The following is a 13,345-nucleotide window of genomic DNA, read 5'->3' as shown; positions in this document are numbered from 1 at the left end:
TTACTCCGCGGCTTCAACGAAGCGGTGGCGTTCGTAAAGGAACTTCAACACGGCTTCGCGGGATTTGAGGTAGGTGCGGTCAGCGGCGAGCGCGATGCGGTCGCGCACCCGCGGGATCGGAACGTCGAGAACTTCGCCGATGCGGGCGGCGGGGCCGTTGGTCATCATCACGATCCGGTCAGATAGAAGCACCGCTTCGTCGACGTCGTGGGTGATCATGATCATCGTGTTGCCGAGGCGGGAATGGATCTCCATCACCGCATCCTGCAGGTGGGCGCGGGTGAGCGCGTCCAATGCCCCGAAGGGCTCGTCGAGCAGCAGGATCTTCGGCTCCATGGCGAGCGCCCGGGCGATGCCGACACGCTGCTTCATGCCACCGGAGATTTCCGCCGGACGCTTGTCCTTCGCATGGGCCATCTGGACGAGATCGAGATTGCGCATGACCCAGTCATGCTTTTCCGCCTTCGTCTTCTTGCCGGCAAAGACCTTGGAAACGGCGAGATTGACGTTTTCGTAGACGGTCAGCCAGGGAAGCAGCGAGTGGTTCTGGAAGACGACGGCGCGTTCCGGACCAGGTTCATTGACCTCGACATTTTCGAGGAGAACAGCGCCGGCGGACACCCGCGTCAGGCCGGCGATCAGGTTGAGGAGTGTGGACTTGCCACAGCCGGAATGGCCGATGATGGAGACGAATTCTCCCTTGTTGATGTTGAGTGTGACGTCCTTCAAAACCTCTGTCTTCGTGCCGCCACGTTCGAAGCTTTTGTCGATATGGTCGATCTTGAGATAGGCGTTCATGCTCGCTCTCCTCAGTTCTTCGCGGTGCCGCGGGTGATGACGTTGCCGAGGAGCGCGACGAGCTTGTCGAGGACAAAGCCGGTCACGCCGATATAGGCGAGCGCCACGATGATGTCGGAGAGACGCGAGGAATTCCACGCATCCCAGATGAAGAAGCCGATGCCGACGCCGCCGGTCAGCATTTCTGCCGCAACGATCGCAAGCCAGGAAAGGCCGACCCCGATGCGAAGGCCGGTGAAGATGTAGGGAGCGGCGGCCGGCACCATGATGCGGACGAAAAATTCCAGCGGGTTGAGACGGAGCACTCGGGCGATGTTGCGATAGTCGTCGGGAATGTTGCGCACACCGACGGCGGTGTTGATGATCACCGGCCAAATCGAGGTGATGAAGATCACGAAGATCGCCGAGGGATTTGAATTCTGGAATGCGGCGAGCGACAGCGGCAGCCAGGCGAGCGGCGGGACCGTGCGCAGGATCTGGAAGATCGGATCGAGGCCGCGCATGGCCCAGACCGATTGACCGACAACGGCACCGAGGAAAACGCCGACCACGGCGGCGAGACCAAAGCCGATTGCCACGCGCTGCAGCGAGATCAGCACCCGCCAGGCCAGACCGATATCCTGCGAGCCATAGTCGAAGAACGGAAAGGCGATCAGATCATAGCTGTCGCTCCAGACCTGCGACGGCGGCGGCAGGGTTGCGCCGGGGTTTGAACAGGCGATCTGCCAGATGGCCAGCAACGCAATCAGCACCACAAGCGGCGGCAGGACGTTGCGACAGACGGCCGCCACGGCGCGCTGCATGTTGAACCTGCGGGTGGGGCGCTGTGCCATCATTACGACGGTTGCGCCTTTGTCAGAGGCCTTGTGGGCCAACGCTGCCGGCGTCGCCATCTGGTCTGCCTTGCGGGCTGTTGCGGTCATGGTGTGGTCCTCAAAAGTTAATGGTCGTCGGACGAAATCTGTCGGTGCGAGCGGATCCGCTTTCCTCTTCTCCCCAGCGGGGAGAAGTGCCGAGCGAATGCGAGGCGATGAGGGGGCCAAGTGCACGACGTGCGCGAGCTTCGCTCCCCCTCATCCGGCCCTAACGGGCCACCTTCTCCCCGCCGGGGAGAAGGGAAGTCACGCCCCGGCCTTGATCGTCAGGCTGTCGAGATAGGCCTTCGGGTTTTCCGGATCGAAGACCTTGCCGTCGAAGAAGGTTTCAGGGCCGCGCGAGCTCGAGGCCGGGATATCGGCGGCGGCGATGCCGAGATCCGCGGCTGCGGCACGCCAGATGTCCTCGCGGTTGACCTTGTCGACCAGCGCCTTGATGTCGGTATCGGGTGAGAACTTGCCCCAGCGGATGTTCTCGGTGAGGAACCAGGCGTCGTGGCTCTTGAACGGATAGGAGGCGTGGTCCTTCCAGAACTTCATTTCGAGCCCGGTGTTTTCCACGAGACGGCCAGTGCCGTAGTTGATCGTGCCCTTGAGGCGGCCGGCGACATCCTTCGGCGGGACGTTGAACCATTGGCGCTTGCCGAGGATCGCCGACATCTCTTCCTTGTTATCCATGCTGTCGGCCCAGATCTGGGCTTCCATGACGGCCATCATCAGCGCCTTGGCGGCGTTCGGGTTCTTCTCGATCCACTCGGTGCGCAGGCCGAGTGCCTTTTCCGGGTGGCCCTTCCACAGTTCGCCGGTTGTGCAGGCGGTGAAGCCGATGCCCTGGTTGACGAGCTGCTCGTTCCAGGGTTCGCCGACACAGAAGGCGTCCATATTGCCGACCTTCATATTGGCGACCATCTGCGGCGGCGGCACGACGATGGTGGAGACGTCCTTGTCCGGATCGATACCGCCGGCGGCCAGCCAGTAGCGGATCCAGAGATCGTGGGTGCCGCCGGGGAAAGTCATCGCGACCTTGATCTCTCCGCCCGCAGCCTTCTTGGCGGCAAAGGCTTCCTTCAGCTTGGAGGCATCGAGCTGTACGCCGGTCCCGGCATATTCCTTGGCGACCGAAATGCCCTGGCTGTCGAGATTGAGGCGGGCGACGATCGACATCGGTACCGGCACATTGTTCTGCGTCACCTTGCCGGTCGAGATCAGATAAGGCATCGGGGTCAGGATATGGGCGCCGTCGATGCCATTCGCTTCGCCACCGAGCACGAGATTGTCGCGGGTGGCACCCCAGGATGCCTGCTTCAGCACTTCGACATCGGGAAGCCCATGTTTTTCGAAGAGGCCCTTCTCCTTGGCGATGATGAGTGGTGCGGCATCGGTGAGTGCGATGAAGCCCAGCTTGACGCCGGTGACTTCCGGGCCAGCGGTCGCGGCGAATGCGCCGGATGGAAAAGCCAACCGCGCAGCACTCGCAAGTGCGGCGGCAGAACCGAGTTTAAGAATCTGGCGGCGACCGATGCTCGTTGCCTTGGTCTTGGTCATAGCGTGTGCCCCTCTATGTCTGATGACGGAGATCCGGAAAAACGAAAAAACGCCGCGTGCTATCCTGCGAGGTCCTGGCGGGAGGAGCCGGACAGCAAGAAGCCTGCGACGTCATTGTCTGATGGTTATCTGCGCCTGATGCGGCGCTCATCCGTCCTGCGATCGCCGTTGATCGCGGACGTGAAATGTGAAGCAAGGAGCGTGCCAGTTTGATCTGGCTTGGGTTAAGTTCGCGTAATTCAAGCGTTCTTCACAGGGGCTGCATCAATTCCTGCCAATGGCTTATTTGAGAAACTGCACGTTCACCGACCTACTGATCGGTGCAAATGCCTCAGCTTTGTGCATCGCAGCGGATCATGTTTCGCTCGAACCGGTGCTTGCCGCAGCCGATCTGACCGGGAAACGTGCGACATAGGCCGCTATATCCTCGGGGTCAAAGAGCCCGCCATCCATGAAGCCGGCATAGCCAGCCGACCCCTTTTCGTTCGTCTCATCTGGTATGGCTGCATCCGCACCGAGCGCGGTCCGGTAAAGGTCGGGGCGGAATGCACTTCTGGCCAGCGCCATGCCTTCTGGACTGAAACCGACCTGTCCCCAGCGGATCATCTGGCTATAGATCCAAGTGGCCTGATCGAGCCGGGGATGGTTGGCCGCCCCGCGATGGAAGAGGAAGTAGTCGGGGACGATCCGCTTGGTGCCCTGCGCATCGAGACTAAATTCTCCGCTCAGCACACGCCGGATGATGCCCGTCGGCGCGGCAATATAGTCGGGTGCGCTCAGGATCTCTGCAAGTTCATTGTGATTTCCGGGATCGTCGCACCAGCGGGCTGCCCGGTCTAGCGCGACGATGAGGCGCGACACCGTATCGGCATTGGCGTCGGCCCAGTCGGGACGCATGCCAAGAACCTTCTCCGGTGCAAGCGGCCAGATATCCTGCTTGGCGGCGACGATGCGGCCTGTTCCGCGCTCGGAGGCGATCATGTTCCACGGCGCACCGACGCAGAAGCCGTCGATTGCTCCGGCCGCCAAGGCATCGGATGTCAGCGGGGGCGGCACCACGACGAGCTTCACGTCGCGGTCCGGATCAATGCCGCCGGCGGCAAGCCAGTAGCGGAACTCATAGTTGTGTGACGAGAACGGATAGGTCATGCCCAGAGTGGGTACCGTCTCGCCGCGCGCGCGCATGTCGGCGAGAAGGGCCGCCAGCGCCTGCGCATTGGCAAGCGCGTCTGCATCATCGCTGAGGCCGGTCAGTGACTTCATCCGCTCAAAGATGCGCGCCGAGAGCGTGATGGCATTGCCACCGCGGCCCAGCGAGAAGGGTGCAATGGTTGGCGAAGGGTTTGAGCCCAGCCCGAGCATGGAGGCAACCGGCATCGGGGAGAGCATGTGCGCTATGTCGAACTGGCGGAATGCGAGGCGGTCCCGCACGTTGGCCCAAGTGACATCGCGTACCAGTTCGAGACGCAGCCCCTCGCTTTCAGCAAAGCCGAGTTCTGCTGCAACGATGAGGATCGAGGCATCCATCAGCGGGATATAGCCCGTCCGCAGCGTCCTCTGTTCCCTGCCCCGCACGCGCGCTGGCGCGTAGACGGCATTGCGACCCGATTGCGTGGACACCATGTCAATCACCGGCATTCTCCGATCGATGCCGCCCTCACAGCAGCAGTCCTGCAGCCGTGACAACGCTTTGCGCGATGTCGGCCAGCTTCTTCTTTTCGTTCATGGCCGTCTGGCGAAGCAGGGCAAACGCCTGCTCCTCGCTCAAGCCACGCATCTTCATCAATATGCCCTTGGCGCGCTCGATGACCTTGCGTTCCTCAAGCGCATTCCGCGCCTCCAACAATTCGCGCTGGAGGCGACTGAAGGCGTTGAAGCGGCTCACGGCCATGTCGAGGATCGGCTTGATGCGCTCCTTTTTCAGGCCATCGACCACATAGGCCGACACGCCCGCATCCACTGCAGCCTCGATGGCGGCGGTGTCGGATCTGTCGACGAACATGGCGATCGGGCGCGAGATCATCCGGGTGAGCTGGAACATATGCTCCATCATGTCACGGTTGGGATTCTCGATATCGATGATGATGACGTCGGGATCCATGGTCTCGATCAGCCGCGCCACACCCTGCATTTCATGGATGACCCGGACATTGACGTGGCCGGCCTCGTTCAGACCTTCCTCGATGATCGAGGCACGAATGGCATTTTCGTCAATCACGAGGATCGTGAGGTCGGTGGCGGTCTTGCCCATCGTCACACCATGCTAGCGGCTGTGGGCAGCGAGAGCCGCCGCATGCCTCGGCATGAGCGTTGGCACGATGTCCGATCATGATTGGGTTCGTGAACCGACAATGAAATCTCCAGCTGACTGCCCTTCAGAGGAAGCAATTTTCACGCCAGATTTAGAGAGTGAGCCATTGATGGGCGTGTCGTCCGCCCAAAAGGGAGATCTACAAAATCATCGAGCCCCGTCGGCAGCCACGGCGGCAGAATGTTGAAACCGTCCGCCGCTTCATTTTCGAACCATTGTTGAAGCGTATCGGCGATCTGCACGGGCGTTCCGACGATGGTGAAGTGACCGCGCGCCGAGGCGACACATTGGCAAAGCTGGCGGATCGTGAAGTTGTTCCCGTCGGCGATCTGCCGGAACGGCTACGCAGGTAAGGAATGTCTTTACCCCGGATGCCTTCGATGGCATCCGCAAAACCGACGCGATCCTGGTTCTGGGTTCCGGCCTAACCGCTCTCGATGCACTTGCCCGACTGCAGGCGCTCGGCCATGAGGGCAAGGTCACCCTTCTCTCACGATCCGGCCTGCTGCCGCGGGCCCATGCCGGCGGGGGCGTTTCTCTCTTCGGTGACTTCCGCAACGCCGAACTGACCTCTGCGAGGACGCTGCTCAAAGACGCTGCTCAAACAAGTGCGTGTCGCCATCAAAGACGCTGAAACGGAGGGTACTCCCTGGCGATCGGTTTTCGATGCGCTGCGGCAGCATGCTCAGGAACTGAGGCGTGGGCTCCCCATGCGCGAACGCCAGATGTTTCTAAGACGCCTCCGCCGGTGGTACGACGTGCACCGCTACCGCATGCCGCCGCAGGCCGTTGCCGTCCTGCGACAAGGCCTCGACACTGGCCGGGTCACCATGGAGCGGGGTGAACTCGCCTCCGTCACCCGTGACGGTGAAGACCTGCTTGCGGGGGTCGGTCGCAGCGCCGGAGACGCCCTTGTCCGCTGTCGGCGCATACTCCTCGCCACGGGACCCGAACATCGGGCCTATGCCGAGCATCAGAGATTTCTGCTCGGTATGCAGCGGGACGGCTTCATCCAGTCGGATCCACTCGGCCTCGGCCTTGTTGCCTGCGACACGGCGGGGCGTGCACTCACCGTGGCAGGCACCCCCAACACCGGCCTTTTCGTCGTTGGCCCTCCCGCTCGTCCGGCTTTCGGCGAGCTGACGGGTGTACCGGAGATTGCGACTCAAGCAGCGAATGTCGCCGAAAGGATCATCCAAAACTGCGCACGCGAAACGCGGACCTTCGCAATTGGCCAATCGAGCTGACATGTTGGCTCTGCACAAGAACGCGATCAGAGATCCTGCCATTCCAAGTCTCACACATCTACGCCGCGTCGCGCCCCTCGTTCCCTTTGGCCTGTGCGACCCTTGCCTGCGCATCCGCGACACCGATCCAGTTTTTGCTGCATCTGCTCACTTTGCGCTTGAAAAGGCGGAGGCTTCTCCCCTACTTTATCCATGTTCTCAGGGCGGGGCGAAATTCCCCACCGGCGGTATCCGGCTTTGCCGGGAGCCCGCGAGCGCTTTCACTCCGGTGAAAGGCAGCAGATCCGGTGCGATGCCGGAGCCGACGGTTAGAGTCCGGATGAAAGAGAGCATCGGCTGTGCGGTTCCCCGCATTGGGGAGGCGTATGTGCTGTGTTCGCCCAAGGGATTGGATGGCGGCCGAGAGGTCGCGGTTTGACCGCTGCTGCGGTAACCCTTGAAAGGCAATGAAATGACACTTTCGACAATTGAAACTGCACTGGAAGCCTTGTCACGAGGCGGCATGGTTGTAGTCGTGGACGACGAAAACCGCGAGAACGAGGGCGATATCATCGTCGCCTCCGATCATGTGACGCCTGAAACCATCGCATTCATGATGAAATATGCCCGCGGGCTGGTCTGCATCGCAATGGAGGGAGACCGTCTGGATACGCTCGGGATCCCGCTCATGGTTCCGAACAACACCGAATATCTGAAGACGGCCTTCACCGTGTCTGTGGACTACATTCATGGAACGACGACAGGGATTTCAGCGGCAGATCGCGCCGCCACCGTCAGGGCCCTGATGGACGAGACGGCGGCACCTGACGATTTCGCGCGGCCAGGCCATATCTTTCCGTTGCGCGCGCATCCGGACGGCGTGCTGGGGCGCCCGGGACACACGGAAGCTGCCGTGGATCTCGCACGGCTGATCGGTGCGAAACCCTCCGGCGTGATCTGCGAAGTGGCAAACGACGATGGCACGATGGCACGGCTACCCGACCTCATCGTCTTCTGCAAAGAGCACGATTTGCCGCTGATTTCGATCGAGGATCTCATCCGTTACAGGGCGCGTGGCGAGGCGTCTGGGTCGGCTGTTGCGGCCTGAGACACCTCTCGGCTGGAGCGTCTGCGGCGGGGCCGATCCCTGTGTTGAAGGGCCGGGACGGGCCACGTCGCGGGTGCAAAAGCGGCATCATATGCAAGGGCCCGAAAGAGCGTGAGTTTGTCGCCAGACGCCGCGGCTTAATCTTCCGAGGGGGGCTTCCGCCTGCGCGGTGGGTCTTCGCTCAACTCCCCTGACCGGTGAGACGAAGGAGCGAAAGGCCGAGGAAAAGCCCCGCCAAGGACAAGATCACGGAGAAGGCGACATAGCCGGCCGCGAGGCTCCATTGACCGCGTTCCCAGAGCGTGACGGCGTCGAGCGAGAAGGTGGAAAAGGTGGTGAAGCCGCCAAGCACGCCGGTGGTCAGGAACAGGCGCAACTCCTGCGGCAATCCGGTACGCATGACGAAGACTTGGGTCAGGAGGCCCATGATGATGGAGCCGATGACGTTCACAGTCAGCGTTCCGAAGGGAAAGCCATAACCCAGCATCCGGGCAGCGGTTGTATTAACCGCATGGCGCGCGGCGCCGCCAAAGCCCGCTCCAAGGAAAACGATGAGATAGGCCATGAGTCGGTTCCTTACCGTGCGCGTCGTTTATGACCGCTTCGTCGATTGTCGAGACAGGGTCTGCCCTATCCCAACCTCGCTGCTGCTTATAGATGATCATCGTGTAGCTTAACAATCACCTCGCTGGCCTGCCGCCCACCTATGCCAAGGACTGGGAGGGGAAGGCGATCCACGACAGACAGATCAAGCGCATCACCGCCGGGAACGCGAAAGCCGCAGAGGATCTTTCGACCCCTACGGCTTTCGTCACGCTGAAGGACGCGTCAAGCTGCCTCGATCACTTTGCTGCAGCGACAGCCGCGTCGATGCGCTCGCGGGCCTTCTTCGGCAGCTTCACTGCGTTGAAGGCGTCAAGATTGGCGGCGGGTGCGTCGCCGACAAGAATGGCGGCGACCATGCCCATGCCGACATGGGGAGCGCATTTGACGCCGTAGAGGCCGGGCACATCGAAGGTTACCTTGATCTGCTCGCTCATCTTGCCCTTGAACTCAGCAGCGCCCTCCGGGATCATGCCCTTGATGGATTCCGCATTGTGACCCTTGTCGGTCGGCGTGAAGGTGACGGTGTCCCCGGGGGCGATCTTCAGACCAGCGGGTTCGAAGACCATGGCGCCATCGGTGCCCTTGTTGAGCAGCTTGACCTCGAAATCGGCAGCGGCAGCAAGCCCGGGAATGGAGAGTGCGAGAGCAGCCAGAACGGCGATCTTGGGAAAGTGGCGTGTCATTGTCTATCTCCTTGAAGCGGGAACGTCAGCGTTCCGTTGACAGAGACATAGGCCGAGCGACACACGGCTTCTTTGCGCAAAATCAATTAGGCAGACGGAAGACGTTTTCCTCGCGGTCATCCTTTGCGCTCCACAACAGCGGTCGCCAGATGTTCAAGCGCGACAAGGTCTCTCACCAGCAGCTTCTGCCGCCCGCCTTCGATCAGGCCTTTGCCTTCCCAGGCGCTGAAAATGCGTGACACTGTGTGCAGGGTGGTTCCGGTCATTTCCGCGATGTCCTGCCGGGAGATAGGAAAATCGATGCGCAGTCCCGCAGGCTCGGGTCGCCCGGCCTTCTTCGCCAGACGAACAACCGTATGTGCCACGCGCCTCTCGACTTCCTGGGTCGACATTTCGCGAATGCGGACATGCGCCTCTTCCAGCCGCTGGCCGATCGTTTCCATGGCGCTGACGGCCAGGCGCGGATTGTGTTCGACAAAGTTTGGCCAGAGGTCCGTCGGCCAGCACAGCGTCACGCTGTCGACGGCGGCGATGGCAGTGCCCGGATAGTCGGCCCGCTGAAGCGCCTTGGCGAAACCGAAGAGGTCGCCGGGATGGACCATGCGCACGATGATCTGCTGACCATCCGCCGTCACCTGCGTCACCTTCAGCCGGCCATGAAGAAGTAGGAAGAAGTTCTGCGCCGGCTCCCCCTGTTCAAAGACCGTCTCGCCAATGGCGACGCGGCGGGACTGGGCCGGCACGAGCAGCCGGTCGAGTTCGTCGTCCGTCATGCGATCGAACAGAGGCAGCGATTTGATGATCGTCCGGTCGAGTTTCAAAAGAGCTTTCCTTCGCCCAGGCGTCTGTCGCATTGGCCGAAGTCAAACACGGCCACCTCGCGCGAGCAGCAGGCTGCGCGAAGCGGGGGCACGCTACATCAACGCGCGTGAAGAGCAAAGAGCAACGGCGCGTACCAGCGAGTGTCTTTGACGAGACGGAAGCCGAGATGATCCGGCGGCACCCCGACCGCACATCCGCCGCCCTTGGGGTCGCGGATGAAGGAACTGAGAGGCGCGCGATGTTTGCCGGCGGCGATATAGACGCCGCAACGCTCCTCCGTGCGCGCAGCCCCTGAGGTCAGGAAGTCCACACGCCGATTGCAGGTCGATGTCCATTCCCAGACATTGCCGGCGAAATCGGCGAGGCCGTGCCGGTTTTCGCCGAAGCTGCCGAAGGGCAGCGGGTCCGGATCGCGCGAGCGCTTGCGAGCAGCTTCGCGCTCGTAGTCGGCGAGCCAGCGGAGCGCCGGGTTGCCGCTGTCGGCATCGACACCCAGGGCATCATCCGGGAAATCTTCAGCGGCCGCGAAGGCCAGTTCACGATCGCTCGGCAGGCGCCAGAATGAGCCCGTCTTGTCCGACAGCCATCTGGCATAGGTGATCGCGTCGTCATGGCTGACGCCGGTCACCGGCATATCTGCCTGCGTCGGGGTCGTCGCCTCCCGCGCAGCGCAGATGCCCTCCGCCACGCAGGCATCATAGTCCTGCGTGCTAACCTGGTACTTCATGATGGTAAGCGGATCGCTCTCCGCCTCTTTTGCCTTCGGGCCATCGACCGCGAAACCGCCGCGATAAAATTCTCCGGGCTGGCGGTAGAGGAAAGTGCCGGGTTCAATCGTGATCGCGGTTGGCTCGGTCAGTGTCGGCGAACCGAGGTGCAACAGGCCGCTCTGCCACACGAGGGCCACCGAGAGCGCCACGATCAGCGCAAGCGGAAAAAGCAGGGAGCCGGACAGCTTGTGTGGCAGGGGAAGAGACATCGACGCGGGCATGGGACCGATCCTCATCGAGAGCAGGTTTGCGGGAGGCGCCTCATCCGAGGCGTCCTCCCGCAGTTCGATCAGCTGTCAGGCTTGACCACGGCGGTCATCAGATCGTCGTTCCAGTCGCCGGTGACCTTGAAATGGGCTGCGGCGCCCTTCTCGAAGGCTTCGATCAGGTTATGGTTGACATAGGCGTAGATGCCCGGCTGGTGGAAGGTGTAGTAGGCAGCCCCTGCGGCCCCGCCCGGAATGAACCAGGTTTCCTGGTCGAGCTCCGGCGGATTGGCGAATTTGCCGGTTGCCCAGACATAGTCCCCATGGCCGCCGATCAGGTGGGGCCGGGTGTCGCGATTGGCCTGCGAATGGATGATCAAGACCCGCTCGCCGACTTTAGCTGTCATAGCATTGTCGCCGGTCAGGGCGCCGACTGCACCGTTGAAGACGATGTGGCTCGGGGTGAGCGTATTCATCACTTCGAGCACGTCCGCATAAGCATCGCCGGCACTTTCGTATTTCTTATAGTTGCCGTCTGCATCCTTTGGGACATAGAAGTCCTGCTCGCCGACATAGTAGATCTTGTCGTAGGCCAGTTCATTGCCCTTCTGGTCTTTCAGACCATCCCGCGGCAGAACCATGATCGCGCCATTCATGCCCGAAGTGACGTGCCACGGTACCATTCCGGGAGGTGCGCAATGGTAGACAAAGACGCCAGCCTTGGTTGCCTTGAAGCGAAGGACTGCCCTCTCGCCGGGGTTGACGAGGGTCAGCGCACCACCACCCAGCGCGCCTGTGGCGGCGTGGAAGTCGATGTTGTGCTGCAGGGTGTTGGTCTCCGGATTGATCAGCGTCAGTTCGACATAGTCGTTCTGGTGCACGACCATCAGGGGTCCCGGTACTGAGCCGTTGAAGGTCATGGCGTTGACCTCTGTCCCCGCATCGTCGATGACGATCTTCTTTTCCTGGATGGTGAGCGTGAATTCGACAACCTTCGGTGCGCCCTCGGCCTTTTGTGTATGGGCATGTACGAAGGGCGGGCGGACGAGCTCGACCTTCACGCGTTCGAGCTTGGCGATATCGGCAGCAACGGCGGCCGGGTCTGTCTTGATTGCCGCGCCTTCGGCGTGGGCGACGGTGGAAGCGATCACGGGCGCAAGAGCTCCGGCGATCGCAGCGCCGGTCAACATGGTCCGTCTTGTCAGTGTAAGCCCGTGGGTCATCTCAGTCACTCCGTTGGAAAGAGCGAAGCGTCAGCCGCTTCGTTGCTTTCCGTTGTAGGAGAAAAGGCCGTTTTCTATTTGTTTCAGGACAAACTTCCGATGAAAATTGGCGATTTACCTGTCTGAGCAAAAAGAATAAATTTGTCTTCCGTTGATGTAGATCAAGACAGCCCAGACCAATTCGGCATGTCCGCCGCTTGACCGCATGTAAAATCGCCGGGTCGCTCTTGCCAGCCACCAATGACGAAGTGAGCCTGTATGTCGAATTGATAGAAGAGATGCAGTTCAGGCGCCGCCGACCCGGATCAGCATTCGGTAACACGATCCGCTCGCATCAGGCTTCCCGACCCATTGATGGCCTTCCTTGTCGAGTTCCGGCATCAGAAAAACCGGCTCATCGGAGAAGACTGCAAAAAGAACTTCGCCGGGCTCCATAAGCCCAATGCGCGAGAGGACTTTCTCCATCGGCACAGGCGGTTCATGCCCGGTCAGATCGAGTTGCCAAAGGGGATCGGGCCAGCCAGCAGCTTCTTCGGCGCCAAGCGAGACGGAAACATTTGCCGTAATCGGCGATGCCGGGGAAAACAGCACCTCCCAGTCGCCGTCACGCAATTCGTTCATCTCAGCGTCATAACCGCGCCGGGCCATGACGCTGAGAAGCGGCGTCGGTCGAAAGGTTGCCAGCAGGCGCAGGCCCTCGCCCGGTTCAAGCGACTGCACCGCCTGCATGATGGCCGGAAAGGGCTCTCCGCCTTCTTTGAGGATCGGGCGAACGTCGAGGTCCTTGAAACGTGGCGGCATTGACTTCCCTCTCCCGGGCCAGTGATCCGACGGGTCACCAGCCGCACATGCACAGTGCGACATGAGAACACATCGCGCCGTTCTTCTTCAATGACTGCCGCCACAATTGCAATTGCAGCCTTCGTGCTTTTCACGGGTGATCCGGACCTGCCAGATGTCTGGGCCGCGCTCCAGATAGTCCCAGCCGAAGAGGCCGGAAAAGTGCATTCCCAGGTGATAGTAAAGCGGCAGCGGGTCATGGTCCACGGTCAACGTCACGCCCTGGCCGGGCTGCAGCGAATTCAGCATCCCGAAAATGCGCGGATGGCGTTCGGGGTGAGGAATGGAGCGCACGTCGAGTTGGAGCTTGTCTGTAGCAGTATCGGTCATGG

At 61.3% G+C, this 13,345-nt stretch carries 14 protein-coding genes, 1 pseudogene and 1 riboswitch; of the genes and pseudogenes, 2 read left to right on the top strand and 13 right to left on the bottom strand.

Annotation, left to right across the window (positions count from 1 at the left end; translation table 11 throughout):
* From FJQ55_RS03460 to FJQ55_RS03435, 6 genes and pseudogenes are all read right to left on the bottom strand, one after another.
* Complete coding sequence (locus tag FJQ55_RS03460; protein WP_140826309.1) at nucleotides 1–798, bottom strand: ABC transporter ATP-binding protein; 798 nt, start codon at nucleotides 796–798, stop codon at nucleotides 1–3.
* 11 nt (nucleotides 799–809) lie between these two features.
* Nucleotides 810–1,721, bottom strand: a complete 912-nt coding sequence (ntrB, locus tag FJQ55_RS03455) for a nitrate ABC transporter permease (protein ID WP_140826308.1) — start codon at nucleotides 1,719–1,721, stop codon at nucleotides 810–812.
* Nucleotides 1,722–1,919: 198 nt separating this feature from the next.
* Nucleotides 1,920–3,218 carry a CmpA/NrtA family ABC transporter substrate-binding protein gene (locus FJQ55_RS03450; protein ID WP_140826307.1) on the bottom strand — a complete coding sequence of 433 codons (1,299 nt, stop codon included), beginning with the start codon at nucleotides 3,216–3,218 and terminating at the stop codon, nucleotides 1,920–1,922.
* A 354-nt stretch (nucleotides 3,219–3,572) separates the two neighbouring features.
* Nucleotides 3,573–4,847 (bottom strand): CmpA/NrtA family ABC transporter substrate-binding protein, encoded by a 1,275-nt coding sequence (locus FJQ55_RS03445; protein WP_425467522.1) that lies wholly within the window; start codon nucleotides 4,845–4,847, stop codon nucleotides 3,573–3,575.
* A gap of 28 nt (nucleotides 4,848–4,875) precedes the next feature.
* Nucleotides 4,876–5,469, bottom strand: coding sequence for an ANTAR domain-containing response regulator (locus FJQ55_RS03440; RefSeq protein ID WP_140826305.1), 594 nt, complete (start codon nucleotides 5,467–5,469; stop codon nucleotides 4,876–4,878).
* Nucleotides 5,470–5,663: 194 nt separating this feature from the next.
* A pseudogene (locus FJQ55_RS03435) lies at nucleotides 5,664–5,864 on the bottom strand (nitrilotriacetate monooxygenase); the annotation flags it as partial.
* Nucleotides 5,865–6,254: 390 nt separating this feature from the next.
* Between FJQ55_RS03435 and FJQ55_RS03430 the strand changes: the two are divergent.
* Together FJQ55_RS03430 and ribB are read left to right on the top strand one after the other, a co-directional pair.
* A complete protein-coding gene (locus FJQ55_RS03430; RefSeq protein WP_140826304.1) occupies nucleotides 6,255–6,776 on the top strand; it encodes an FAD/NAD(P)-binding protein in 522 nt (173 codons plus the stop codon).
* A gap of 190 nt (nucleotides 6,777–6,966) precedes the next feature.
* Nucleotides 6,967–7,111, top strand: a riboswitch (FMN riboswitch).
* 116 nt (nucleotides 7,112–7,227) lie between these two features.
* On the top strand, nucleotides 7,228–7,863 hold the full coding sequence (gene ribB, locus FJQ55_RS03425) for a 3,4-dihydroxy-2-butanone-4-phosphate synthase (RefSeq protein WP_140826303.1): 636 nt from the start codon (nucleotides 7,228–7,230) through the stop codon (nucleotides 7,861–7,863).
* 181 nt (nucleotides 7,864–8,044) lie between these two features.
* Here ribB and crcB read toward each other — a convergent pair whose 3' ends face one another.
* The 7 genes from crcB to FJQ55_RS03390 all read right to left on the bottom strand — a co-directional run bounded on the left by crcB (nucleotide 8,045) and on the right by FJQ55_RS03390 (nucleotide 13,343).
* Nucleotides 8,045–8,428, bottom strand: a complete 384-nt coding sequence (gene crcB, locus FJQ55_RS03420) for a fluoride efflux transporter CrcB (protein WP_140826302.1) — start codon at nucleotides 8,426–8,428, stop codon at nucleotides 8,045–8,047.
* Nucleotides 8,429–8,705: 277 nt separating this feature from the next.
* On the bottom strand, nucleotides 8,706–9,152 hold the full coding sequence (locus FJQ55_RS03415) for a pseudoazurin (protein WP_140826301.1): 447 nt from the start codon (nucleotides 9,150–9,152) through the stop codon (nucleotides 8,706–8,708).
* 116 nt (nucleotides 9,153–9,268) lie between these two features.
* Complete coding sequence (locus FJQ55_RS03410) at nucleotides 9,269–9,973, bottom strand: Crp/Fnr family transcriptional regulator (RefSeq protein WP_140826300.1); 705 nt, start codon at nucleotides 9,971–9,973, stop codon at nucleotides 9,269–9,271.
* A 98-nt stretch (nucleotides 9,974–10,071) separates the two neighbouring features.
* Nucleotides 10,072–10,965, bottom strand: a complete 894-nt coding sequence (locus FJQ55_RS03405; protein WP_246085011.1) for an SUMF1/EgtB/PvdO family nonheme iron enzyme — start codon at nucleotides 10,963–10,965, stop codon at nucleotides 10,072–10,074.
* A gap of 68 nt (nucleotides 10,966–11,033) precedes the next feature.
* Nucleotides 11,034–12,173 carry a copper-containing nitrite reductase gene (gene nirK / locus FJQ55_RS03400; RefSeq protein ID WP_140826299.1) on the bottom strand — a complete coding sequence of 380 codons (1,140 nt, stop codon included), beginning with the start codon at nucleotides 12,171–12,173 and terminating at the stop codon, nucleotides 11,034–11,036.
* 285 nt (nucleotides 12,174–12,458) lie between these two features.
* The gene (locus FJQ55_RS03395; protein WP_140826298.1) at nucleotides 12,459–12,974 is read right to left on the bottom strand and encodes a DUF2249 domain-containing protein; all 516 of its coding nucleotides are present in this window, start codon (nucleotides 12,972–12,974) and stop codon (nucleotides 12,459–12,461) included.
* 87 nt (nucleotides 12,975–13,061) lie between these two features.
* On the bottom strand, nucleotides 13,062–13,343 hold the full coding sequence (locus tag FJQ55_RS03390; protein WP_140826297.1) for a DUF2249 domain-containing protein: 282 nt from the start codon (nucleotides 13,341–13,343) through the stop codon (nucleotides 13,062–13,064).
* Nucleotides 13,344–13,345: the final 2 nt, after the last annotated feature.

It is taken from the genome of Rhizobium glycinendophyticum, assembly GCF_006443685.1.
In the GTDB taxonomy this organism is placed as follows: Bacteria; Pseudomonadota; Alphaproteobacteria; order Rhizobiales; family Rhizobiaceae; genus Allorhizobium; species Allorhizobium glycinendophyticum.
Note: the sequence above shows the minus strand (reverse complement) of the source record. Positions and strands in the feature narration are given on the sequence as shown.

What these genes read in the sequence shown, in the direction of transcription:
- FJQ55_RS03405 (WP_246085011.1), bottom strand. Translation starts at nt 10,965, where the DNA reads ATGCCCGCGTCGATGTCTCTTCCCCTGCCACACAAGCTGTCCGGCTCC.
- crcB (WP_140826302.1), bottom strand. Translation starts at nt 8,428, where the DNA reads ATGGCCTATCTCATCGTTTTCCTTGGAGCGGGCTTTGGCGGCGCCGCG.
- FJQ55_RS03395 (WP_140826298.1), bottom strand. Translation starts at nt 12,974, where the DNA reads ATGCCGCCACGTTTCAAGGACCTCGACGTTCGCCCGATCCTCAAAGAA.
- ribB (WP_140826303.1), top strand. Translation starts at nt 7,228, where the DNA reads ATGACACTTTCGACAATTGAAACTGCACTGGAAGCCTTGTCACGAGGC.
- FJQ55_RS03390 (WP_140826297.1), bottom strand. Translation starts at nt 13,343, where the DNA reads ATGACCGATACTGCTACAGACAAGCTCCAACTCGACGTGCGCTCCATT.
- FJQ55_RS03460 (WP_140826309.1), bottom strand. Translation starts at nt 798, where the DNA reads ATGAACGCCTATCTCAAGATCGACCATATCGACAAAAGCTTCGAACGT.
- FJQ55_RS03430 (WP_140826304.1), top strand. Translation starts at nt 6,255, where the DNA reads ATGTTTCTAAGACGCCTCCGCCGGTGGTACGACGTGCACCGCTACCGC.
- ntrB (WP_140826308.1), bottom strand. Translation starts at nt 1,721, where the DNA reads ATGACCGCAACAGCCCGCAAGGCAGACCAGATGGCGACGCCGGCAGCG.
- FJQ55_RS03440 (WP_140826305.1), bottom strand. Translation starts at nt 5,469, where the DNA reads ATGGGCAAGACCGCCACCGACCTCACGATCCTCGTGATTGACGAAAAT.
- FJQ55_RS03415 (WP_140826301.1), bottom strand. Translation starts at nt 9,152, where the DNA reads ATGACACGCCACTTTCCCAAGATCGCCGTTCTGGCTGCTCTCGCACTC.
- nirK (WP_140826299.1), bottom strand. Translation starts at nt 12,173, where the DNA reads ATGACCCACGGGCTTACACTGACAAGACGGACCATGTTGACCGGCGCT.
- FJQ55_RS03450 (WP_140826307.1), bottom strand. Translation starts at nt 3,218, where the DNA reads ATGACCAAGACCAAGGCAACGAGCATCGGTCGCCGCCAGATTCTTAAA.